20 protein-coding genes are annotated in these 20,420 nt (G+C 72.7%); 6 read left to right on the top strand and 14 right to left on the bottom strand.

Annotated features, from left to right (window positions below):
- Window positions 1–178 precede the first annotated feature (178 nt).
- Window positions 179–709, top strand: a complete 531-nt coding sequence (locus Msi02_RS20385) for a GtrA family protein (RefSeq protein ID WP_204049804.1) — start codon at window positions 179–181, stop codon at window positions 707–709.
- A gap of 20 nt (window positions 710–729) precedes the next feature.
- Here Msi02_RS20385 and Msi02_RS20380 read toward each other — a convergent pair whose 3' ends face one another.
- The 10 genes from Msi02_RS20380 to Msi02_RS20335 all read right to left on the bottom strand — a co-directional run bounded on the left by Msi02_RS20380 (window position 730) and on the right by Msi02_RS20335 (window position 9,320).
- Window positions 730–1,998, bottom strand: coding sequence for a sensor histidine kinase (locus Msi02_RS20380; RefSeq protein WP_193202442.1), 1,269 nt, complete (start codon window positions 1,996–1,998; stop codon window positions 730–732).
- 35 nt (window positions 1,999–2,033) lie between these two features.
- Window positions 2,034–2,702 carry a response regulator transcription factor gene (locus tag Msi02_RS20375; protein WP_030451323.1) on the bottom strand — a complete coding sequence of 223 codons (669 nt, stop codon included), beginning with the start codon at window positions 2,700–2,702 and terminating at the stop codon, window positions 2,034–2,036.
- 288 nt (window positions 2,703–2,990) lie between these two features.
- Window positions 2,991–3,473, bottom strand: a complete 483-nt coding sequence (gene bfr / locus Msi02_RS20370; protein WP_030509436.1) for a bacterioferritin — start codon at window positions 3,471–3,473, stop codon at window positions 2,991–2,993.
- Between the two features lie 13 nt (window positions 3,474–3,486).
- On the bottom strand, window positions 3,487–3,666 hold the full coding sequence (locus Msi02_RS20365; RefSeq protein WP_079316362.1) for a (2Fe-2S)-binding protein: 180 nt from the start codon (window positions 3,664–3,666) through the stop codon (window positions 3,487–3,489).
- Between the two features lie 134 nt (window positions 3,667–3,800).
- The gene (locus tag Msi02_RS20360) at window positions 3,801–4,886 is read right to left on the bottom strand and encodes an S-(hydroxymethyl)mycothiol dehydrogenase (RefSeq protein ID WP_204049803.1); all 1,086 of its coding nucleotides are present in this window, start codon (window positions 4,884–4,886) and stop codon (window positions 3,801–3,803) included.
- Between the two features lie 10 nt (window positions 4,887–4,896).
- Entirely contained in the window at window positions 4,897–5,898 is a 1,002-nt protein-coding gene (locus Msi02_RS20355; RefSeq protein ID WP_239108561.1) for an adenylate/guanylate cyclase domain-containing protein, read from the bottom strand.
- A 38-nt stretch (window positions 5,899–5,936) separates the two neighbouring features.
- A complete protein-coding gene (locus tag Msi02_RS20350) occupies window positions 5,937–6,449 on the bottom strand; it encodes a PH domain-containing protein (protein ID WP_079316363.1) in 513 nt (170 codons plus the stop codon).
- Window positions 6,450–6,493: 44 nt separating this feature from the next.
- Window positions 6,494–7,339: a biotin--[acetyl-CoA-carboxylase] ligase gene (locus tag Msi02_RS20345; RefSeq protein ID WP_204049802.1), complete on the bottom strand. Its 846-nt coding sequence runs from the start codon at window positions 7,337–7,339 to the stop codon at window positions 6,494–6,496.
- The gene (locus Msi02_RS20340) at window positions 7,282–8,175 is read right to left on the bottom strand and encodes a sulfotransferase family protein (RefSeq protein ID WP_204049801.1); all 894 of its coding nucleotides are present in this window, start codon (window positions 8,173–8,175) and stop codon (window positions 7,282–7,284) included. The genes Msi02_RS20345 and Msi02_RS20340 overlap by 58 nt, the downstream gene beginning before the upstream one ends.
- Window positions 8,172–9,320: a glycosyltransferase family 9 protein gene (locus Msi02_RS20335; protein ID WP_204049800.1), complete on the bottom strand. Its 1,149-nt coding sequence runs from the start codon at window positions 9,318–9,320 to the stop codon at window positions 8,172–8,174. Before Msi02_RS20335 ends, Msi02_RS20340 begins: the two co-directional genes overlap by 4 nt.
- Before the next feature lie 106 nt (window positions 9,321–9,426).
- Between Msi02_RS20335 and Msi02_RS20330 the strand changes: the two genes are divergently transcribed.
- The 3 genes from Msi02_RS20330 to fdhD all read left to right on the top strand — a co-directional run bounded on the left by Msi02_RS20330 (window position 9,427) and on the right by fdhD (window position 12,693).
- Window positions 9,427–10,638: a glycosyltransferase family 4 protein gene (locus tag Msi02_RS20330; protein ID WP_204049799.1), complete on the top strand. Its 1,212-nt coding sequence runs from the start codon at window positions 9,427–9,429 to the stop codon at window positions 10,636–10,638.
- On the top strand, window positions 10,631–11,710 hold the full coding sequence (locus Msi02_RS20325) for a glycosyltransferase family 9 protein (RefSeq protein ID WP_204049798.1): 1,080 nt from the start codon (window positions 10,631–10,633) through the stop codon (window positions 11,708–11,710). The genes Msi02_RS20330 and Msi02_RS20325 overlap by 8 nt, the downstream gene beginning before the upstream one ends.
- A gap of 80 nt (window positions 11,711–11,790) precedes the next feature.
- A complete protein-coding gene (gene fdhD, locus Msi02_RS20320; RefSeq protein ID WP_204049797.1) occupies window positions 11,791–12,693 on the top strand; it encodes a formate dehydrogenase accessory sulfurtransferase FdhD in 903 nt (300 codons plus the stop codon).
- Between the two features lie 45 nt (window positions 12,694–12,738).
- Here fdhD and Msi02_RS20315 read toward each other — a convergent pair whose 3' ends face one another.
- The 4 genes from Msi02_RS20315 to Msi02_RS20300 all read right to left on the bottom strand — a co-directional run bounded on the left by Msi02_RS20315 (window position 12,739) and on the right by Msi02_RS20300 (window position 18,343).
- Window positions 12,739–15,375, bottom strand: a complete 2,637-nt coding sequence (locus tag Msi02_RS20315) for a phosphoenolpyruvate carboxylase (protein ID WP_079320845.1) — start codon at window positions 15,373–15,375, stop codon at window positions 12,739–12,741.
- Between the two features lie 78 nt (window positions 15,376–15,453).
- On the bottom strand, window positions 15,454–15,927 hold the full coding sequence (locus tag Msi02_RS20310) for a hypothetical protein (RefSeq protein WP_204049796.1): 474 nt from the start codon (window positions 15,925–15,927) through the stop codon (window positions 15,454–15,456).
- 92 nt (window positions 15,928–16,019) lie between these two features.
- Window positions 16,020–17,603, bottom strand: a complete 1,584-nt coding sequence (locus tag Msi02_RS20305; protein WP_239108560.1) for a hypothetical protein — start codon at window positions 17,601–17,603, stop codon at window positions 16,020–16,022.
- The gene (locus tag Msi02_RS20300) at window positions 17,582–18,343 is read right to left on the bottom strand and encodes an ABC transporter ATP-binding protein (protein ID WP_204049795.1); all 762 of its coding nucleotides are present in this window, start codon (window positions 18,341–18,343) and stop codon (window positions 17,582–17,584) included. Before Msi02_RS20300 ends, Msi02_RS20305 begins: the two co-directional genes overlap by 22 nt.
- 223 nt (window positions 18,344–18,566) lie before the next feature.
- On the opposite strand from Msi02_RS20300, the gene Msi02_RS20295 reads away from it, so the two are divergent.
- Together Msi02_RS20295 and Msi02_RS20290 are read left to right on the top strand one after the other, a co-directional pair.
- Complete coding sequence (locus Msi02_RS20295) at window positions 18,567–20,156, top strand: acyl-CoA carboxylase subunit beta (protein ID WP_204049794.1); 1,590 nt, start codon at window positions 18,567–18,569, stop codon at window positions 20,154–20,156.
- On the top strand, window positions 20,153–20,377 hold the full coding sequence (locus Msi02_RS20290) for an acyl-CoA carboxylase epsilon subunit (RefSeq protein WP_204049793.1): 225 nt from the start codon (window positions 20,153–20,155) through the stop codon (window positions 20,375–20,377). Before Msi02_RS20295 ends, Msi02_RS20290 begins: the two co-directional genes overlap by 4 nt.
- Window positions 20,378–20,420 lie beyond the last annotated feature (43 nt).

The following is a 20,420-nucleotide window of genomic DNA, read 5'->3' as shown; positions in this document are numbered from 1 at the left end:
GTAGTGCGAAGAGCGCCCGCTCATCCCACATAGCAGGATTTTTCTTGAAATGTTCTTTAGTGACCTGGGACGAAGCGGGTGAAGGTTGCGGCAAGACCCCGATTTGTGCTTGCTACCGGTAGCCTGAGAAGACCTCGCCGCCGACCATGGCCGCCGATCAGGAAGGACCGTGCGGGACGTGCAGTTTCTACAGCGTGCCTACGAGCGGTTCGCCGCGCTCATCCACGAGTTGATCAAGTTCGGCCTGGTGGGCGCGATCGCGTTCGTCATCGACTTCGGCGGCACCAACCTGCTGCGGTTCGGCGTCGGCATGGGCCCGCTGTTTTCGAAGGTCGTGGCCACGATCGTCGCCGCCACGTTCGCGTACTTGGGAAACCGCTTCTGGACCTACCGTCATCGGGAGCAGAGCGGCCTGGCACGCGAGTACGTCCTGTTCTTCCTGCTGAACGGCATCGGGTTGCTGCCCCCGCTGCTCATCATCGGCTTCGTGACCTACTCGCTGGGCCTGCACGACGCGGTGAGCTACAACATCGCCCAGTTCGTCGGCGTGGGGCTCGGCACGCTGTTCCGCCTGTGGTCGTACAAGAAGTGGGTGTTCCTGGCCGTCCCCGAGCTGGCCGAGGAGTCCGCCGAGGGGGCCGTCGAGAGGGCCAGCGTGCGGCCCCACCCCGACGTGAAGGCACAGGCCGACCCCCTCACCACCCGCTGAACCCTCAGCTGAACCGCCCGTCAGGCGGGGCCGCTCACCACGCGGTGACGTCCGCTGTCGCGGGTGTGGCGTAAGAAGATGGCGAAGGTCGCCGGACGGCGCTTGACCAGTTCGAGCCGTCCGCCGTCGGCGGCCACCAGGGCACGGGCGAGGGTGAGCCCCAGGCCCGTGCCGCCTCCCCCGCTCACGCTCCGCTCGAACACCCGGTGGCCGAGGGCCTCCGGGATGCCCGGGCCCTCGTCGGCCACCTCGATCACCACAGACCTGCCCGTACTCGATGTGTTGATCGTCAGCACGCCGTCGCCGTGCTTGAGGGAGTTCTCCAGCAGGGTGGACAGCACCTGGCTGAGCCCGCCGGTCGTGCCGAGGGCGCTGAGGCCCCGGTCGCCCGCGAGCACCAGCGACCGGTGGGCCCGGCGGAACGCCGGCTCCCACTCGGTGATCTGCTGCCCCACCACGTCGTCCACGTCGATCGGCTCCGCCTGGGCGTGACGCTGGCGGCGGGCGGCGGCCAGCAGTTCGTCGATCACGGCGGTCAGCCGCTCGACCTGCACCACCGCGGCCTCGCCCTCCTCGCGGACCACCTCGGGCTGGTCGGCCGCCGCGACGATCTCCTCCAGGCGCATGCTCAACCCGGTCAGCGGCGTGCGCAGTTGGTGGGAGGCGTCGGTCGCGAACTCGCGTTCCCGGGCGAGCAGGTCGGAGATCCGCAGCGCGCTGCGGTCCAGCACCTCGGCCACGAGATCCAGCTCGGGGATCCCGTAGCGGTGCCTGCTCGGCCTCGCGTCGCCCGAGCCCAGCCGCTCCGCGATCCTGGTGAGATCTTGGAGCGGCAGGCTCAGGCGACGCGAGGTGACGGTGGCCAGCCCGATCGCGGCCCCGAGGGCCACGACCGCGAGCGCGATGATGAGCACCAGCCGCGCCTGGGTGTCCTGTTGGATCTGGGCCGCGTCGCGGCTGACGCGTACGTAACCGTTCTCGGAGCGCGCCTCCTCGGTCAGATCACGGCCCGCCGGTGGAGGCGAGCCCACGACGATCGGCGGTTTCCCGCGGACGAACACCTGGAGGTATCGGTCCGGGTAGTTCCGCGCGAGCTGGTCCGGACTGATCCCCTGGCCCTGGCTGAGGGAGTACTCCACTCCGAGCAGCAGCCGGCTCGCGTCCGTTCTGAGCTCCTGGGCGACCTCGTCGCTGATCAAGCGCACGACGACCACACCCAGGGGCACGCCTAACAGCAGTACCGCGATGACCGCGACGAGCAGCATGGAGGAAAGCAGGCGCCGGCGCACGTGCTAGCCCCTCCCCCTGAACCGCCCCACGGCGGCTACTCGCGCTCGAAACGGAAGCCGACCCCTCGGACGGTCGTGATGTAGCGCGGCTTGGCCGCGTCGTCGCCCAGCTTCCGGCGCAGCCACGAGATGTGCATGTCCAGTGTCTTCGTCGACCCCCACCAGTTCGTGTCCCACACCTCGCGCATGATCTGCTCGCGGGTGACGACCTTGCCCGCGTCCCGTACGAGCACGCGCAGCAAGTCGAACTCCTTGGTGGTCAGGTGCAGTTCCTTGTCTCCCATCCAGGCCCGGCGGGAGTCGGCGTCGATGCGGACGCCTTGCACCACCGGGGTCTCCGAGGTTCCGCGCCGGAGCAGTGCCCGCACGCGGGCGAGCAGTTCTGCCAGGCGGAACGGCTTGGTCACATAGTCGTCGGCCCCGGCGTCGAGACCGACGACGGTGTCGACTTCGTCGACGCGTGCGGTGAGGATCAGGACCGGAGTCCCGTGTCCCTCCGCGCGAATGCGGCGCGCGACCTCCAGCCCGTCCATCTCTGGAAGGCCGAGGTCGAGAACAATCAGGTCGACGCCCCCCGACAAGGCCCTCTCCAGGGCCTGCGGGCCATCCGGGCTCACCTCCACCTGATAGCCCTCCCGGCGCAGGGCACGCGCCAGCGGCTCGGATATCGAGGTGTCATCCTCGGCGAGAAGTACGCAGGTCATGGTGCGATCGTAGGACCTTGTGCGATCGTTTCCCGGCTACAGCGCGCCTTTTGACTTGTCGTTGACCCATCAATTGACCTGGGCAAACACTGATAAATCCGGGATAGTCAGCACGCAACCGACGCGATCTTCTGCCCTATTCTCCACCATTCCGAACTTCGTCGCTGGAAAGCGGATAATGGCATGAAAAACGCCCGCCGAAACGATGACGGCGGGCGTTGTCCATCTGATTTCCCGTGCGACCGGGAGCGGCGGCCCCGGAAGAGCGCCGGATCAGGAGAGCGCGGCTCAGGAGGACGACGGCGGCTCCGCGTACCGCTGGAGGTACAGCTGCTCGCCCAGGCTCTCCAGGAGGCCCAGCTCGGTCTCCAGGTAGTCGATGTGGTGCTCCTCGTCGGCCAGGATGCGCTCGAAGAGCGTGGCCGAGGTGATGTCCCCCCGCTCGCGCATGAGGGCGATCCCGGGCCGCAGCCGCTTGACCACGCCCAGCTCCAGTTCCAGGTCCGCCTGAAGCTGCTCCCTGACGGTCTGGCCGATGTGCAGGGTGTTCAGCTTCTGATAGTTCGGCAGACCCTCCAGGAACAGGATCCGGTCGGTGAGTTCCTCCGCGTGCCGCATCTCGTCGATGGACTCGGCCCGCGTGATGGCGGCGAGCTTCGTATATCCCCAGTTCTCCTGCAGCTTGGCGTGCAGGAAGTACTGGTTGATGGCGGTCAGCTCGGAGGTGAGCTGCTCGTTGAGCAGCGCGATGATCTCTTTGTCGCCCTGCATAAGCTTCCTCGATCTATGCGCTGGTGACCAGGTCCTCTGACCGTTTCAGGATCGCACAGATCTTCCGGACACAAGACGCGCAGTCCCCCCCTGCACCGGTGGCGTCCCGCACCTGGCGAGCCGTCCTCGCCCCCTCGGCGATGCAGTCGTGCACCTCGCTCTCGGTGACGGCGCGGCAGATGCAGACGTACATGGGTCGCCTCTCAGGGATCATCAGGAAGGTTAGGCATACCTAAGGTAACTCACTTTGGTAAGGCTTGCCTACGTGATCCAGGGCACAGAAAGGGGCGGCACTCGGCAATGCAAGCGCCGCCCCTCGCGTGAGCGTCAGAGCACCACGACCGACCGCAGCACCTCCCCGCGGTGCATCTTGCCGAACGCCTCCTCGACCTGGTCGAGGCCGATCGTCTCGGAGACGAACCCGTCGAGGTCGAGCCGTCCCTGCAGGTAGAGGTCGATCAGCATCGGGAAGTCGCGGCTGGGCAGGCAGTCGCCGTACCAGGAGGACTTGAGCGCGCCGCCGCGGCCGAAGACGTCGAGCAGCGGCAGTTCGAGCTGCATCTCCGGTGTCGGCACGCCGACCAGCACGACGGTCCCGGCCAGGTCGCGGGCGTAGAACGCCTGCTTGTACGTCTCGGGGCGGCCTACCGCCTCGATCACGACGTCGGCCCCGAACCCGCCGGTCAGCTCGCGGATCGCCTCCACCGCGTCGGTCTCGCGCGAGTTGACGGTGTGCGTGGCGCCGAAGCCGCGCGCCCAGTCGAGCTTGCGGTCGTCCACGTCCACCGCGATGATCGTCCGGGCCCCGGCGAGGTGTGCGCCCGCGATGGCCGCGTTGCCCACGCCGCCGCAGCCGATGACGGCGACCGTGTCGCCCCTGGTCACGCCGCCGGTGTTGATCGCGGCCCCGAGGCCGGCCATCACGCCGCAGCCGAGCAGGCCGGCGACGGCCGGCTTGGCCGCCGGGTTGACCTTCGTGCACTGCCCGGCCGCCACCAGGGTCTTCTCCAGGAAGGCCCCGATGCCGAGCGCCGGGCTGAGCACGGTGCCGTCGGCCAGCGTCATCTTCTGAGTCGCGTTGTGGGTGTTGAAGCAGTACCACGGCCGGCCCCGCAGACACGCGCGGCACTGCCCGCACACCGCCCGCCAGTTGAGGATCACGTAGTCGCCGGGCTCGACCTCGGTCACGCCCTCGCCGACCGCCTCGACGACGCCCGCGGCCTCGTGGCCCAGCAGGAACGGGAAGTCGTCGTTGATGCCGCCCTCGCGGTAGTGGAGGTCGGTGTGGCAGACCCCGCAGGCCTGCACGTTCACGACGGCCTCGCCGGGCCCCGGGTCCGGCACGACGACGGTCTCCAGCGTCACCGCCTCTCCCTTGCCGCGCGCCACCACGCCCTGGACTTCGTACGGCATGTCCTGCACCTCAACTTTCTCGGCTGGCTCTCCTCAGAACATACGGCTCCACCACGCCGAGCCCGCGCGCGGGACGGCGGCGGAGTTTGACCAGGTCGACGCCGGGCGCCCCGGCGAGGCCCGCGGCCAGTTCGCTGTCGGCCAGGATCGTGCCGGGCCTGGCGATCGCCGTCAGCCGGGCCGCCAGGTTGACGGTCGTGCCGAAGACGTCGCCCATCGCCGGGAGCACCGGGCCGTACGCCAGCCCGACCCGCACGTCGGGGCCTTCGGCGTCCCGCTTGAGCTCGTCGAGCAGGTCGAGCGCGATGAGGGCCGCGGTCCTCGGGTCGGCGGCGGTGAAGAGCACCTCGTCGCCGAGCGTCTTGACCAGCCGCCCGTCGTGCGCGGCGATCACGTCGGAGGCCCGCGACTCGAACCCCTCGACCAGGTCGGCCAGCGCCAGCTCGTCCAGCTCCCGGGACACGCGGGTAAAGGCGACGAGGTCGGCGAACCCGACCGCGAGCCTCGGCCGGGTCGGCGAGACGTCCTCGCCAGGCTCGGCGAGGGAGACCAGCCGGCTCGCGGTCGCGGCGAGCTGGGAGCGCCAGACGTGCACCAGCGTCTGCTCGAAGTCCGGCAGCAGGCGGCTGACCGTGTCCATCACCTGCCGCAGCGCGTCCTCCCCCGCCCGCGCGCCGGGCTCGATCAGCGCGTCGACCATGATCTCGGCCTGCCACTGGGCGAGCCGCGCGGTCGTACGGCCGAGGGCCCTGGCCATGCGGATGACGGTCCGCTCGTCGAGCATCTCCGCGTCGAGCAGGTCGCGGATGCGGTGCAGGGCCTCCAGGTCGGCTTCGGTGAACGCCACGGCGTCGTCGGCGAACGTGGCGAAGCCGAGGGCCCGCCAGATCCGCGCGGCCAGGTCCTGCGGGATGCCGGCCGCCTCTGCGACCTGCCTCCGGGTGTAGGCCGGCGCCGGCCCCAGGAACAGCCGCCGCATGTCGTCGGCGCCGGGCCGCCCGCTTGTGTCCACGTCCCCCTCCCCCGCACGGCGCGCAGGCCGCGCCGCGCTCAGTCCCCGTCGATGTTCCCGTCCGCGGCGTCCTCCACCAGCCGGAACAGCTCGTGCCGTACGCGCTGGATCTGGGGGATGTCGCGGTAGTCGATGTCGCCCTTCTCCGACGCCGACTCCACCCGGAGCGTGCCGCATCCCAGGACGCGCTCCATGAGCCGCTGGTCGGAGCTCACGCTGCTCACCTTGGCCAGCGGGATGTCGTCCTCCGACTTGTTCAGCACTCCGGTGCTGATCGCGAAGCGGTGCGAGGTCAGCGTGTAGGACGTCGTCACCCAGCGCAGGTAGGGGACGATCGTCCACAGGACCAGCGCGACGAAGGCGACCACGGCCACCGCGCCGCGGGCGTACCCCGCGTACTCGTAGTCGCCGGGGATGAGGACGAAGGCCGCGACGGCGGCGGCCAGCACGACGATGAGGGCGAGGATCGGCAGGATCAGCCGCTTCCAGTGCGGATGGAACGATAGAACGACCCGCTCGCCGTCGGCCAGGTATTGATCGGGGAGACCCATGGCGCAAATCGTGGCACGATCGCCGGTGGAATGCATGCGTTCGGTCAGCCTGCGGCGCCGTTCTCCCGGGACGTGTCACGGCGGACGTGGACGACGTCGCCCGCGCTGAGCGTGTGCTCTCCGTCCTCGGCGCGTACGAGCAGGTGGCCGGACGCGTCGACGCCGGTCGCCAGGCCCGTCAGCACCCGCTCGCCGGGCAGTTCGACCCTGACCTCCTGGCCGACGGTGGACGACCACGCGAGGTAGGCGGCACGCAGACCCGAGGCGTCCGCGTCGCCGTCGGCGGCCGTCCAGTCGCGGTAGTGCGACTCGACCTCCCGCAGGATCGCGCGCAGCAGCGGGTCGCGGTCGGTGCAGGCGGCGTTCTCGACGGCGAGGGACGTGGCCCGGTCCACGGGCAACTCCTCCGGCCGCAGCGAGACGTTGAGCCCCATGCCGACGACCACCATGCGGTCCACCCGCTCGGCCAGGATCCCGGCGAGCTTGCGCTCCCCCACCATGAGGTCGTTGGGCCACTTGAGCCGCACGTCGATCTCCGCGATCCGCCGTACGGCCGAGGCGGCGGCGAGGCCGACCAGCAGCGCCAGCCAGCCCTGCCGGGCGAGCGGCACCTCCGGCCGCAGCAGCATCGAGAACGTCAGCCCCGAGCGCGGCGGCGCGGTCCACGGGCGCCCGAGCCTGCCCCGGCCGGCGGACTGCGACTCCGCCACCAGCACGGCGCCCTCTGCCGGGCTCTCACGCACGGTCCTGGCCAGGTCGGCGTTGGTGGACCCGGTCCGCTCGACGACGCGTACGGACGACCACAGCGAGCCGGGGCGCACCAGCGCCCTGGTCAGCGCGGTCTCGGACAGCGGGGGCCGGTCGAGATCGGTGTACGGCGAGTCGGGCACGCACCCAGGCTATCGGCCCCGGGGCGCCGCTCTCGTCGGCCAGGGCGGTCCGCGAGCCGGGCCCGGGAGGCGGCCGGGCCGGCGACCAGATCCTCGTAGCGCACCACCAGGCACCGCCGCGGCCCGAGCCGGTGGCGGGCGGCCCGCAGCGACCGCTGGTCGAAGGCCCACTCCTCGGCGAGCTCGCCCGGATCGCGGATCCCCCAGGGAACGGCCCGGTGCGAGGCGGCCACGGCACGCGGATCGCGCACCACCCCGACGATCTTCAGAGCGGGGTCGGCCGACGTCATCGCCCGCCACCACAGCAGGTGTTCCGGCGTCTTCTCGCCGTACCGCTTGTCCCCGCACCGTGCGGTGAGGGAACACGGCGAGCACAGCGCGACGACCAGAGCGGAGAACAGGTCGATCAGACGGTCGCAGCGCGAGCCGAGCAGCTCGAACATCCGGGCGCGGTCGAGGCGCAGGCCCGCCGAGGTGGGCAGCGCCTCGAACCGGCTCAGCTCGTCGCACACCTCGGGCCACGTGAGGGGGAAGCGCCGCCTGGCGAGCAGGCCGGGCGCGAACAGGTGCAGGAAGTGGGTCTCGGGCGGCATCGCCACGTCCGGCAGCTCGCAGCACAGCCGCTGGGTCACGGTGGTGCCCGACCTCGGTGTGCCGACCACGAGGAACGACAGACGCGGCACCGTGTTCCGTGCGACGATCTGCGCCCCGTCCCGCGCCGGGATCCGAGTGCGGTGCGCCGGGCCTCGTGCCGCGTCCCGCCCGCTGCCCGGGGGTGCGTCCCCCGCTGTGCCCGGCGCCGCGATCAGCGCGTCGCTCTCCGGGGCCGTCGTCATCGGGCGTCCCGCGTGCCCGCCGGGGTCCGCCACCAGGGGCCGCCGCGCTCGTCGGCCAGGCGCAGCGCCTCGGCGGCGACCTGCTCGGGCGGGATGTCGAGGCAGTCGAGGGCGAAGGGGCAGGCGAACTGGCGGCAGGGCGAGCACGCGGTGGGCACCGTGAGGATCGACGCCGGGCCGAACCGCGGCCGATACTGCTCCACCTGCTCGGTGCCGGCGAACAGCACGACCACGGGCGTGCCGAGCGCGCCGGCCAGGTGCGCCCCGCCGCTGTTGTTGCACACGACCACGTCGACGGCGTCGATGAGCGCCGCCAGGACCGGTACGTCGACCCGGCCAGGCAGCAGGACCGCGCCGGGCACGCCGGCACCGGTGGCCTCGACGAGCGGCGCCTCCCTGGCCGTGCCCGCCACGAGGACCCGCAGCCCGGCGGCCGTGAGCAGCCCGGCCACCCGGGCGAACCGGTCGGCCGGGTAGCGCCGCGCGGAGCAGGAGGCCCCGGGAAGGATGAGCGCGCACGGCCGCCTTCCGCGACCGTCCCCGTGGCCGTCCCCTCCGGAGCCGGCGCCGAGCAGGCGGCGGGCCGTACGGGCCGCCTCGGCGGGCACCCGCACGCGCAGCCTGCCCTCGACCGGAGGGACGCCCACCCGTTCGAGCAGGTGCAGCGCGCGATCCACCTGGTGGGTCTCGTCGGGCGGCGAGGGCACCCAGTGGGTCAGCCCCACCCCGCCGAACTCCTTGGACATGCCGACCCGTACGGGCACCCCGGCGAGCCGGCAGAGGTACGCGGCCGGCCAGGGGGCCTGGGAGAACGAGGTCAGGATCACCACCGCCTCGTAGCCGCCCCAGCCGATCCGCTCGACGAGATCCAGGTCGTCGGTGACCGGGACGTCCTCCCCGCCCGTCTTCTGCCACGAGACCGAGGCGGTGAGCACGCCGTCCACCTCGGGGAGCAGCCCGGCCACGGCGGCGCCCGCGGGGGCGGCCAGCAGATCGAGCCGGGCGCGGGGAGCGGCCCGCCGCAGCGCCCGCAGCGCCGGGCCGGCCATCACGACGTCGCCGAGGTTGTCGGGGCGGATCGCGAGCACGCGGGCGAGCCTCCGCCACGGGACCGGCGGGCCGGCGAGCGCCGCGGGATGCTCCATTTCCTGCGCGTACCCCTCGAAAAAGGGACATAAAGCCCAATAAACGTATGGTTTGCCCTGAAAGTCCCTCGGGCACCTCCCCGGCAGCGACGCCGAGGAGGGGACGGTGACCGTGACGGGGGACGGCCGGATCCGCGTGGCCATGGTCCACGGTCCCGGGCCCGCCGACCGCGACGGCGTCGGCGACTACGTCGAACGGCTCGTCGGCGCGCTCGGGGACGCCGGAGTCGAGGCGGTGGGGGTGCCCGTGGGATCGCCGGGGGCCCGCTCCCCCTGGCACTGGCTGCCGGCCACGCTCGACGCCGCCCGGCGGGTGCGGCGGCTGCGCCCGGACGTGGTCCACGTGCAGTTCGCCCCTTCGGCCTACCGGTTCTCCGGGCTGCCCGGACTGCTGCCGCCCCTGCTGCCGCCCGGCGCGCCGCTGGTGACCACCCTGCACGAGTACGGCTGGTGGGCGGCCCCCGGATGGGTGCCGGGCCCCGTCTGGCGGCCCCTGGAACGCGCCCGCCTGTGGGACCGGGAGACCGGGCGGCTGGTGCCCGCCAGCGCTCTCGTGGTGGTGACGAACGCCTCCCACGCTCGCCAGGTCAGGCGGCGCGTCGGAACGGCCGCCGTGGAGGTGCCGCTGGCGCCGAACGTCGTGGACCACGGCGGCGGACGGCAGGCGCGCGTGCGGGTGCGGGACCGGCTCGGCATGGGGCGGGACGACCCGCTGCTCGCCTTCTTCGGGTTCGTGCACCCCGTGAAAGGCGTGCGGCAGCTCGTCGAGGCCCTGCCCACGTTGCGCGCGGCGCGCCCCCGCCTGCGCCTGCTGGTCGTGGGCGGCTTCACCTCCCAGGCGCTGCCGGAGGCCGAGGCCCGGGCCTTCCGCACGGAACTGGAGGCGCTGGCCGCGCGGCACGGCGTCGCCGGCGCGGTCACGTTCACCGGGCACCTGCCCGCCGCCCGGGTGTCGGAGCTCCTGCACGCGGCGGACGCGGGGGTCCTGCCCTTCACCGCCGGGGTGACGACCAAGAGCGGCGCGCTGCTCACGATGCTGGCGCACGGGCTGCCGACCGCGGTCACCGTGCCCGACGAGCCCGATCCCACCCTCCCGCTCGGGGAGGCCGTCGCCGTGATCAGGGCCCGCCGCGACGCCGCCGCCATCACGGCGGCCGTCGCGCCGCTGCTCGACGACCCCGGGGCGCGGCGGCGCATGGGCAGGGCGGCCCGGCGGCTCGCCGCCCGCCATTCCTGGTCCCGGGTCGCCGCCGCCCACCGCGCGCTGTACGAGACCCTGGCCGGCCCGCGCCGCCCGCTCGGCCGCCCGGATGCGTGAGCCGTACCGGGAGATCCTGGTCGTCGACCTGCTCGGCGGGATCGGCGACCTGATCATGCTCCTGCCCGTCGTGCACGGCCTGGCCCGCCGCAACCCCGGTGGGTCGCTGCGCGTGCTCACCCACGAGCCCGGCGCCGCCCTCCTGCGCGGCGACCCCGCCGTCACGCGGGTGCTCACCCCCCGCCACGGCGGCGCGGGCGCGGAGCGGGAGGCGGTGGCCGAGGCGCTGGCCGCGCGGCGCCCGGATCTCGCGGTCACCACCACCCGCTACGACGGAATCCCGGACCTCCTCGCCGCCTCGGGCGCCCGCTGCGTCACCGACCTGTGGCGTCGCCCGCCCCCGGACGAGCCGGTCGGCGAACGCTACCTGCGCATCCTGCTCGCCGAGGGCCTGCTGCGGCCCGAGGACGCCCTCGCCCGTCCGGCCGTGCGCCTGACGCCGGCCGAGATCGCGTACGGCGAGAGCGTGCTCGCGCACCGCCTCCCGGCCGTCACAGTGCGGCCTCCGGTCGTGCTGATCACGGACGCGGGCATGGACGTCAAGCGATGGCCGGCCGGGCGCTGGCGGGAACTCGCCGCGTCGCTGGCCCGGCGCGGCCACCCCCTGCTCACCCCCGACGCGCCGCCCAAGCGCGGCGCAGAGGACGCGGTATTCGGCCCGGAGGTGGCCACGCTGCCGCGGTGCGGCCTGCGCGGGCTCGCCGCGTGCTTCGCCGCCGTGGCCCGTCGCGGCGGCGTGGTCGTGGGCGGCGACACCGGGCCGCTGCGGCTGGCCGCCGCGGCCGGGGCGGCCACCGTCGGGCTGTTCGGTCCCACCTGGGCCGGCCGGTACGGCCTCGGCTCCCGGGATGGGGTGGGCTCCGCCGACCTGCAGGGGCTGCCGGGCTGCCCGCACCGCAGGCCCACGGCCATCACCGAGCAGCCGTGCTGGTGGACGGCCGAATGCCCGCTGTCCCCGGCAGGCCCCGCCTGCATGGCCGACATCCCCGTGGCGTCCGTCGTACGCGCCGTGACGCGCCTGTGCGCCGGTCGTCCCGCGCGCCACCCGGCGGACGACGCTGATCCGTGCTGACCCGTGCCGACCCTTGCTGACCGTGGCATGGCAGGCTGCGTACGGGAGAGAACGGCAGCCATGCCGCCAAGGAGGAACACATGGAACGGGACGGCGCGGCGCGGCCCACTGCCCGTCTGGGACCCGTCACGCGGTCACGCGTCCGGAGGGTGTCGGGATCGGCCGTACGCGACCGGCGTGACGACCTCGCCACGGAGGAGCCGCTGGAGATCCGGCTCCTGGCCGGGGGCGAGAGCCGTACGGTGGCGATCACGATGCGGACGCCGGGCGCGGACTTCGAGCTCGCGGCGGGGTTCCTGCACGGTGAGGGGATCGCCGGCCCCGGCGACATCGCCGCCATCGGCTACTGCACGGACGCGGACCTGGACCCCGAGGCGCGCTACAACACCGTGACCGTGCGGCTCACCGCCTCCCGGCTGCCCGACCTCGGCGCCGCGGCGCGCAACTTCCTGACGTCGAGCGCGTGCGGCGTCTGCGGCACGGCGAGCCTCGACGCCCTGCGCGACCGCTGCGCCGTGCCGGCCGTGCGCCCGCCGGTCGCCGTGTCCGCCACCACCCTGTACGGCCTGCCGGACCGGCTGCGGGAGGCCCAGGGGGTGTTCGGCAGGACGGGCGGGCTGCACGCCGCCGGGCTGTTCACGCCAGAAGGCACGCCGGTGGCGGTGCGGGAGGACGTGGGGCGGCACAACGCCGTGGACAAGCTGGTCGGCTGGGCGCTGCTCGGCGGCCGGACCCTCCTCGACCGGCACGTGCTGATGGTCAGCGGCCGGGTCGGCTACGAGATCATGCAGAAGGCCGCGAGCGCCGGGATCCAGATCGTGTGCGCCGTGTCCGCGCCCTCCTCGCTCGCCGTCGACCTGGCGCGCGAGTTCGGCATCACGCTCGTGGGGTTCCTGCGCGAGGAGCGCTTCAACATCTACGCCTGTCCCGAGCGGATCGAGGTCGGGCGGATCGAGGTCGAGCAGGCGGCCGGGACGCCGTGATCCGGCCGGGCGCCCGGATCCCCGGGCGCCCGGCCGGTCGGTACGTCAGCCGGTGTTCTGCAGGCCGGCCGCGACGCCGTTCACGCTGAGCAGCAGCAGCGTGGACAGGCGCTCGCGCTCCTCCTCCGACAGGTCGCCCGGCGCCCGTAGCGCCGACAGCGCCCGCAACTGGAGGTGGCTGAGCGCGTCCACGTAGGGGTCGCGCAGCTGCACGGCCCGCGACAGCACCCGCCGGTTCTCCAGCAGGCGGGCGTGGCCGGTCACCTCCAGCACCAGCCGCCTCGTCAGGTCGTACTCCTCCAGGACCTGCTCGGCGAAGTCGCTCCGGCCGCCCAGGGCCAGGTAGCGGGACGCGATCGAGCGGTCGGTCTTGGCCAGCGACATCTCCGCGTTGTCCAGCATCGCGGCGAACAGCGGCCACTCCTGGTAGGCCGAGCGCAGTTCGGCCATGCCGCCGTCGGTGACCACGGCGGCCAGGCCGCTGCCCAGGCCGTACCAGCCGGGGAGGTTGACCCGCGTCTGGGCCCACGCGAACACCCACGGGATGGCCCGCAGGTCGTCCAGCGAGCGGGGCGCGCCGAGGCCGCGCCGCGCGGGCCGGGAGCCGAGCCGCAGCGAGCCGATCTCCTCAAGCGGGCTGACCAGCGCGAACCACTCCGGGAAGCCCGGGGCCTCGGTCAGCGCCCGGTAGGCGCGCTCGGAGGCCGCGGCCACGGTGTCGGCCAGCCCGCGGAACTTCGCCGCCGCGGCGGCCGTGCTCGACTCCACCGCCGAGGTGGACGCGAGCAGCACGGCGTTGGTGACCTGCTCGATGTGCCGCTTGGCGATCGCCGAGTGGCCGTACCGCGCGAAGATGACCTCGCCCTGCTCGGTGACCTTGAACCGCCCGGCGACCGAGCCGGGGGCCTGGGCGAGCACCGCGCGGTTGGCGGGGCCGCCGCCCCGGCCGAGCGCGCCGCCGCGACCGTGGAAGAGCCTGAGCCTGATGTCGTTGGCCGCGGCCCAGGCGGCCAGCGCCGCCTGCGCGTCGTACAGGCGCAGGGTGGCCGCCGCCGGGCCGAGTTCCTTGGCCGAGTCGGAGTAGCCGAGCATGACCTCCATGCGCCGCCCGTTCTCGGCGAGCCGCCGGCGCACGGGCTCCAGCGCGACCATGCCCTCCAGCACGGCGGTGGAGTTGTCGAGGTCCGCGCCCGACTCGAACAGGGGGACCACGTCGAGCACCGGGGCGCGGTCGCCCAGGGCGTGCCTGGCCAGCTCGTACACCGCCGCGATGTCGTCGGCGGAGCGGGTGAACGAGACGACGTAGCGGGAGCACGCGGTCACGCCGAAGCGCTCCTGGATCCACCCGATCACCCGGATCGTGGCCAGGACCTCCTCGGTGCGCTCCGACGGCGTGCCGGAGGCGATCTCCTTGAGCGCCGCCGCGTGCACCGCCGAATGCTGGCGCACCTCCAGCTCCGCCAGGTGGAAACCGAAGGTCTCGACCTGCCAGATCAGGTGCTGCAGCTCGCCGTACGCCTGCCGTACGGCGCCGGCGCCGCGCAGGGAGTCCTGCGTGAGCCGCAGGTCGGCCAGCAGCTCCGCGGGCGCGCGGTAGGCGAGGTCGAGGTCGCGGCGGCGGGTCGCGGCGATCCTGGCCGCCACGAACATCAGCCACTGACGGTGCGGCTCCCGCGGCGACCGGGTGGCCATCTCCGACACCAGGTCGGGGTGGTCGTCCTCGGCCTGCGCGAGCGCGGCCCGCAGCTCGGCGGACGGCGGCGTGAAGACACTGGCGAGGGTGAGCGACCTGCCGATCCGGGTGGTGGCGTTCTCCAGCGCGATCAGCACGTGCTCGGCCTGGATCTGGATGGCCTCCCTGGTCACCTTGGCGGTGACGTTGGGGTTGCCGTCGCGGTCGCCGCCGATCCAGCTTCCGTAGCGGATGTACGCCTTGGCCAGCGGCTCCCGCGTCCCGGTGCCGGGCCCGAGCGCCGCGTCGAGCGAGCGGTAGATCAGCGGCACCGTCCGGAACAGCGTCTCGTCGAACGCCGCCATCGCCGTACGGACCTCGTCCAGCGGGTCGAGCTTGGTGTGACGGAGCTGGGCGCTCCGCCACAGGATGTCGATCTCCTCGAGCAGCCGCCGGTGGGCCTCCTCCCGCTCGGCGGCGCCCCGTCCGGGGGTGTTGTAGGCGTCGAGCTGGGCGCTGATCCGCTGGATCGCGGTGACGATCGCCCGCCGCCGCGCCTCCGTGGGGTGAGCGGTCAGCACGGGCCGGAACTCCAGCTCGTCGATCAGGTCCTGGAGCCGGTCGTCCCCGCGCAGCCGCTGCACGGCCTCCGCGAGGGACTCGCGCAGCGGCACGTCGTCCTTGTCGCGCTGCCGCAGGGTGCGGATGCGGTAGTGCTCCTCGGCGAGGTTGGCGAGATGGAAGTAGCAGGTGAAGGCCCGGGCGATCTGCACGGCGCGGTCCACGGGCCATTCGGCCACCAGGGCGGCGACCTCGTCGGCCGTCGTCTCCTGACGCCGCGCCGCGATCACCGCCTTCCGGAGCCGTTCCACGTCGGCGAGGAGGTCGGGGCCGCCGTGCTCGGCGATCACCTGACCCAGTAGTCCACCCAATAGGCGCACGTCAGCGCGGAGTTCGTCCGGCATCTCCGCTACGGCGTTGTGTCGTTCGGCAGGAGCGATGGCGGCCATGTTTGGAAGGCTAGCGAATCGCGCTCGGGAGCCCGAGGGCGGTCTCACCAATTGGACTAGACCACTCGAACGCGCAGGTCAGACCGGTCGTGCGTCCGGGGTGCGGAGCGCCTCGGCCGGGGCTTGCGGGAGTGCCCTGAAACGGCGGGTGAGGTGCTGGGCGAGCCGCCCGTGCGCCACCACGATCGCGGCGAACGCGACGACCAGCACGGTGATCGGCATCAACTGGCCGTCGTCCGCCAGGACGATGATCTTCGCGTCGCTGACCCCCGTCCTCGCGGCCGTCAGCCCCGTGAGCGCGGCGGTCACCCATCGACCGGCATGCATGATCGCCGGACGCGCGGTCGCGGTCACCGCGGCCGGCAGGGCCAGCACGACGAACACGACGAGGATCCCGACCGTGCCCACCAGGGACAGGCCGGTCGATGCGTCGAGGGCCAGCGCGACACCCCGCATCAGGAGGCGCGCCAGCCCCCCGATGACCAGTCCGCTGATCACCGCCGCGCCCACCGGTGCCCAGATCGCACGGCCCAGCGGCCTGTTTTCGCGCATTACTTCTCCCCCTAGAACGGTCCAAACGGTTATAGGGGCGGGCCGTATCCCCCGCAATCACCGCAAGAACATCGCGACCGCTCTGTTACCTCTCAGGTGGGGCGGGAGACGGCGGTGAGGAGTTCGGGGAGGCGGGCGAAGCCGATGCCGGCGGCGATCCTGCGGCCCGCCCAGGCGGCCGCCACGCCGTACGGCACGGCGAGCACGGCCCACCAGGTGAGGCCGAACAGGACCGGCAGCGCGACCGGCAGCGCGAGCGCGCCGGTGACGAGCATGGTGGCGAAGGAGGACGCGAACGCCTGTCCGCCCTGCCCCGGAGCGGCGCCGCTGAAGGCGTTCAGGCGGTCGGGGTAGGTGTACGGCGCGGTCACGCTGGTGAGCGCCCCGACGCCCATGGCGACGCCGAGCACGCCCCAGGCGACCGGCGCCGCGGCGAGGGCCCAGGCGGCGTCGCCCGCCACCAGGGCGGCGATCACCGAAACCACGGTCAGCAGCGGCACCCCGATGACCGCCATGGCCAGGTGCCGGCCGGCCAGGTCGGTACGCAGGTCGCGCGGAGTGGAGAACACCACCGCGTTCATCCACAGCGACCTGCCGTCGATCCCGAACGAGTTGGCCGCCTGCAGCCCGATCACGACGGCCGCCAGGCAGGCGGGCCCGACCACGATCCCCGGCCCGGCCGACCCGTCCGGTCCCCGCATGGAGAACATGATGACCACGCTCACGAAGAGCGCGGCGATCCAGTTCACCCGGCCCCGGGGTTCCCTCGCGGCGTACTTCAGCTCCTTGGCGACGACGGCGCCGAGCATGCCGTCGGGCAGGAACCGGCCGAACGGGACCCGCCCGGACCGCCGGACGGAGCCGCCGCCCTGACTGGAGGCGTCGGGCCGCACCAGCGCGTGCCGCAGCGCGGCGATCCACAGCCACCCCAGCACGACGACCGCCATCGCGACGACGATCAGCTCGGCGACGCCGATGAGACCGCCGTCGGCGATCGCGTGCGCGGCCAGCCCCGGCGGCGTCCACCGCAGGACGTCCCCCGCCGACGCCAGGATCCGCGTTGGGTCGCCGGAGAACCCTCTGTTGATCAGCAGGTTGGGCACCTGGAAGAGCAGCACGCCGAAGACGGCGGCGACCGCGAGCAGGTCACGTCCCCTGCGGGTGCGCAGCACGCCGGACAGCGCGGTGGTCACCAGGCGGGAGGCCGTGAGACAGAAGGCGAACTGGAGGACCACCGCGGGCACCCCGAGCAGCACCGCGCCCGGCCCGTGGGCGAGCGCGACCACGCCGCCGGACAACGCGACCAGCGAGGCGATCGGCCACGGCCCGGTCGCCGACGCGGCCAGCATGCCGGTCGCGAGCTGCCGGGTGGTCAGCGGGAACAGGGCCAGCCGGGCCGGGTCGAGCGTCTCGTCCAGGCCGAAGGCCATCAGCGGCACGACGATCCACCCGACGGCGAACATCGCGAACGCCGCCGACACGAGGTCGAGGGCGACGTCGGGCGGCGCGAACCGGATGAGGGACAGCAGCCCGAACCCCGCGACGGCGGCGAGGAGCGCGGCGCCCAGCGAGAAGGCGAAACCGACCTGCTTGCCCACCTCGCCACGCAGGCCCCCGCGCACCAGGCTGAGCTTCAGCCGGACGAACAGCCAGGTCATGCCGGAGACCCGAGCCACGACAGGCCCTCCTCCCCGTTGCCGCGCACGCCGACGAGGTCGAGGAACGCCTCGTTGAGCGTGCGGCCCCGCCGTACGTCGTCGAGCGGGCCCTGGGCGACGACGAGGCCCCGGTTCATCACCGACACCCAGTCGCACAGCCGCTCGACCAGGTCCATCACGTGGCTGGAGAAGACGACGGTGGAGCCCGAGGCGGTGTACCTGCGCAGCACCTCGATCAACGTGTTGGCGGAGACGGGATCGACGCCCTCGAACGGCTCGTCGAGGAACAGCACGCGCGGGTTGTGCAGCAGCGCCGCCGCGAGTCCGATCTTCTTGCGCATGCCGGTGGAGTAGTCGACCACCAGCTTGTCCTGCGCCTCGGCCAGGTCCATGACCTTGAGCAGTTCGTCGGCGCGCCGGCCGACCTCGTCCAGGGGGATGCCGCGCAACTGGCCGCCGTACATGAGCAGTTCGCGGCCGGACAGCCGTTCGAACAGCCGCAGGCCCTCGGGCAGGACGCCGATGTGCGCCTTGACGCTGACCGGGTCGGCCCACACGTCGTGGCCGTCGATCTCGATGCGCCCGCCGTCCGGGCGCAGCAGGCCGGTGACCATGCTCAGCGTCGTCGTCTTGCCCGCGCCGTTGGGGCCGACCAGGCCGGCGAAGCTCCCTCTCGGCACGACCAGGTCGACGCCGCCGACCGCCACCTGCTGCCCGAAGCGCTTGTACAACCCCTGCGTGCGTACGGCGTCCACCATGGAGCCCCCATTTGTATAAAGCCGTCGTAAAGCCGAACGAACGGCGCAGGGACCGCGTTCCTGCCGGGAGTACCCGTCCGGGCAACTGCGATCCCGGTGAGCGCGACCCGGCGCGACCGTACGGCGCCGGCCTGACTAACCTGTCGCCCATGGATTCGACGCGACCCGGAGCGGCGTTCGGGACCCGAGGGCCGCTGAGCATGCGAGGAACGGTGAGCGGGCGATGAGCGCCGAACGCGCCCCCGAGATCGACATCCACACCACCGCCGGCAAGATCGCCGACCTGGAGCGCCGCCGGAGCGAGGCGGCCCACGCCGGCTCCGCGCGAGCGGTGGAGAAACAGCACGCCAAGGGCAAGATGACGGCCCGCGAGCGGCTGGCCGCCTTCCTCGACGAGGGCTCCTTCGTGGAGTTCGACGAGCTGGCCAGGCACCGGGCGACCGCCTTCGGCCTCGACCGCGAGCGCCCGTACGGCGACGGGGTCGTGACCGGTTACGGCACGGTGGACGGCCGGCCGGTCGCGGTGTTCGCGCAGGACTTCACGGTGTTCGGCGGCTCGCTTGGCGAGGTCTTCGGCGAGAAGATCGTCAAGGTGATGGACCACGCGCTGAAGACCGGCTGCCCGGTGATCGGCATCAACGACTCGGGCGGCGCGCGCATCCAGGAGGGCGTCGTCTCCCTCGGCCTGTACGCCGAGATCTTCAAGCGCAACGTGCACGCGTCCGGCGTGGTCCCGCAGATCTCGCTGATCATGGGCCCGTGCGCGGGTGGCGCCGTGTACTCCCCCGCGCTGACCGACTTCGTCCTGATGGTGCAGGAGAAGTCGCACATGTTCATCACCGGGCCGGACGTCATCAAGACCGTGACCGGCGAGGAGGTGACGTTCGAGGAGCTGGGCGGCGCGCACACGCACAACTCGCGCTCGGGCGTCGCCCACTACGAGGCGTCCGACGAGCAGGACTGCCTCGACTTCGCCAGGGCGCTGCTGTCGTACCTGCCGTCCAACAACATGGACGATCCGCCCGCCTTCGAGGTCGAGGCGGACCTGGAGACGACCGACGAGGACCGCGAGCTCGACACGCTGATCCCCGACTCGGCCAACCAGCCGTACGACATGCACACGGTCATCGAGCACGTCCTCGACGACGGCGAGTTCCTGGAGATCCACGCGGGCTTCGCCCCGAACATCGTCGTCGGCTTCGGCCGGGTCGAGGGGCGTTCGGTGGGCGTCGTCGCCAACCAGCCGATGAGCTTCGCCGGAACGCTCGACATCGCCGCCTCCGAGAAGGCCGCCCGGTTCGTGCGCACCTGCGACGCCTTCAACATCCCGGTGCTGACCTTCGTCGACGTGCCGGGCTTCCTCCCGGGCACCGACCAGGAGTGGAACGGCATCATCCGGCGCGGCGCCAAGCTGCTCTACGCCTACGCCGAGGCGACCGTGCCGCTGGTCACCGTCATCACCCGCAAGGCGTACGGCGGGGCGTACGACGTCATGGGGTCCAAGCACCTCGGCGCGGACGTCAACCTGGCCTGGCCCACCGCCCAGATTGCCGTGATGGGCGCGCAGGGCGCGGTCAACATCCTCTACCGGCGCGAACTGGCCACCGCCGACGACCCGGACGCGGCGCGGGCCCGTTTCATCAGCGAGTACGAGGACACGCTGGCCAACCCGTATCTCGCGGCCGAGCGCGGCTACGTGGACGCGGTCATCCGGCCCTCGGACACCCGGGTCCAGATCGTCCGCGCGCTGCGCGCCCTCCGCAACAAGCGGGCCACGCTGCCCCCGAAGAAGCACGGGAACATCCCTCTATGAGCAGCCGCGAGCCGTACCTCAGCATCGTCCGGGGGGACGCCACCCCCGAGGAGACCGCCGCCCTCGTCGCCGCGCTGGCGGCGCGGGCGGCGGCCCGCGCCGCCCGCCCGGCGGCACCGGAAACGAAGCCGGGAAACTGGAGAAACCCGGCACATCGGCTGCGCGTGGGACTCCCGCACGGCCAGGGAGCCTGGCGCGGGGCCTTCTTCCCCGGCCGGTGACGACGTCTTCCGACGCCATTCGCGACGACTACGGACCGATTAC

Origin of the sequence: Microbispora siamensis (genome assembly GCF_016863095.1) — a bacterium.
In the GTDB taxonomy this organism is placed as follows: Bacteria; Actinomycetota; Actinomycetes; order Streptosporangiales; family Streptosporangiaceae; genus Microbispora; species Microbispora siamensis.
Note: the sequence above shows the minus strand (reverse complement) of the source record. Positions and strands in the feature narration are given on the sequence as shown.

What these genes read in the sequence shown, in the direction of transcription:
- Msi02_RS20310 (WP_204049796.1), bottom strand. Translation starts at nt 15,927, where the DNA reads ATGCGCGAAAACAGGCCGCTGGGCCGTGCGATCTGGGCACCGGTGGGC.
- Msi02_RS20325 (WP_204049798.1), top strand. Translation starts at nt 10,631, where the DNA reads ATGCGTGAGCCGTACCGGGAGATCCTGGTCGTCGACCTGCTCGGCGGG.
- Msi02_RS20315 (WP_079320845.1), bottom strand. Translation starts at nt 15,375, where the DNA reads ATGGCCGCCATCGCTCCTGCCGAACGACACAACGCCGTAGCGGAGATG.
- Msi02_RS20375 (WP_030451323.1), bottom strand. Translation starts at nt 2,702, where the DNA reads ATGACCTGCGTACTTCTCGCCGAGGATGACACCTCGATATCCGAGCCG.
- Msi02_RS20335 (WP_204049800.1), bottom strand. Translation starts at nt 9,320, where the DNA reads ATGGAGCATCCCGCGGCGCTCGCCGGCCCGCCGGTCCCGTGGCGGAGG.
- Msi02_RS20295 (WP_204049794.1), top strand. Translation starts at nt 18,567, where the DNA reads ATGAGCGCCGAACGCGCCCCCGAGATCGACATCCACACCACCGCCGGC.
- bfr (WP_030509436.1), bottom strand. Translation starts at nt 3,473, where the DNA reads ATGCAGGGCGACAAAGAGATCATCGCGCTGCTCAACGAGCAGCTCACC.
- Msi02_RS20365 (WP_079316362.1), bottom strand. Translation starts at nt 3,666, where the DNA reads ATGTACGTCTGCATCTGCCGCGCCGTCACCGAGAGCGAGGTGCACGAC.
- Msi02_RS20340 (WP_204049801.1), bottom strand. Translation starts at nt 8,175, where the DNA reads ATGACGACGGCCCCGGAGAGCGACGCGCTGATCGCGGCGCCGGGCACA.
- fdhD (WP_204049797.1), top strand. Translation starts at nt 11,791, where the DNA reads ATGGAACGGGACGGCGCGGCGCGGCCCACTGCCCGTCTGGGACCCGTC.
- Msi02_RS20360 (WP_204049803.1), bottom strand. Translation starts at nt 4,886, where the DNA reads ATGCCGTACGAAGTCCAGGGCGTGGTGGCGCGCGGCAAGGGAGAGGCG.
- Msi02_RS20290 (WP_204049793.1), top strand. Translation starts at nt 20,153, where the DNA reads ATGAGCAGCCGCGAGCCGTACCTCAGCATCGTCCGGGGGGACGCCACC.
- Msi02_RS20350 (WP_079316363.1), bottom strand. Translation starts at nt 6,449, where the DNA reads ATGGGTCTCCCCGATCAATACCTGGCCGACGGCGAGCGGGTCGTTCTA.
- Msi02_RS20300 (WP_204049795.1), bottom strand. Translation starts at nt 18,343, where the DNA reads ATGGTGGACGCCGTACGCACGCAGGGGTTGTACAAGCGCTTCGGGCAG.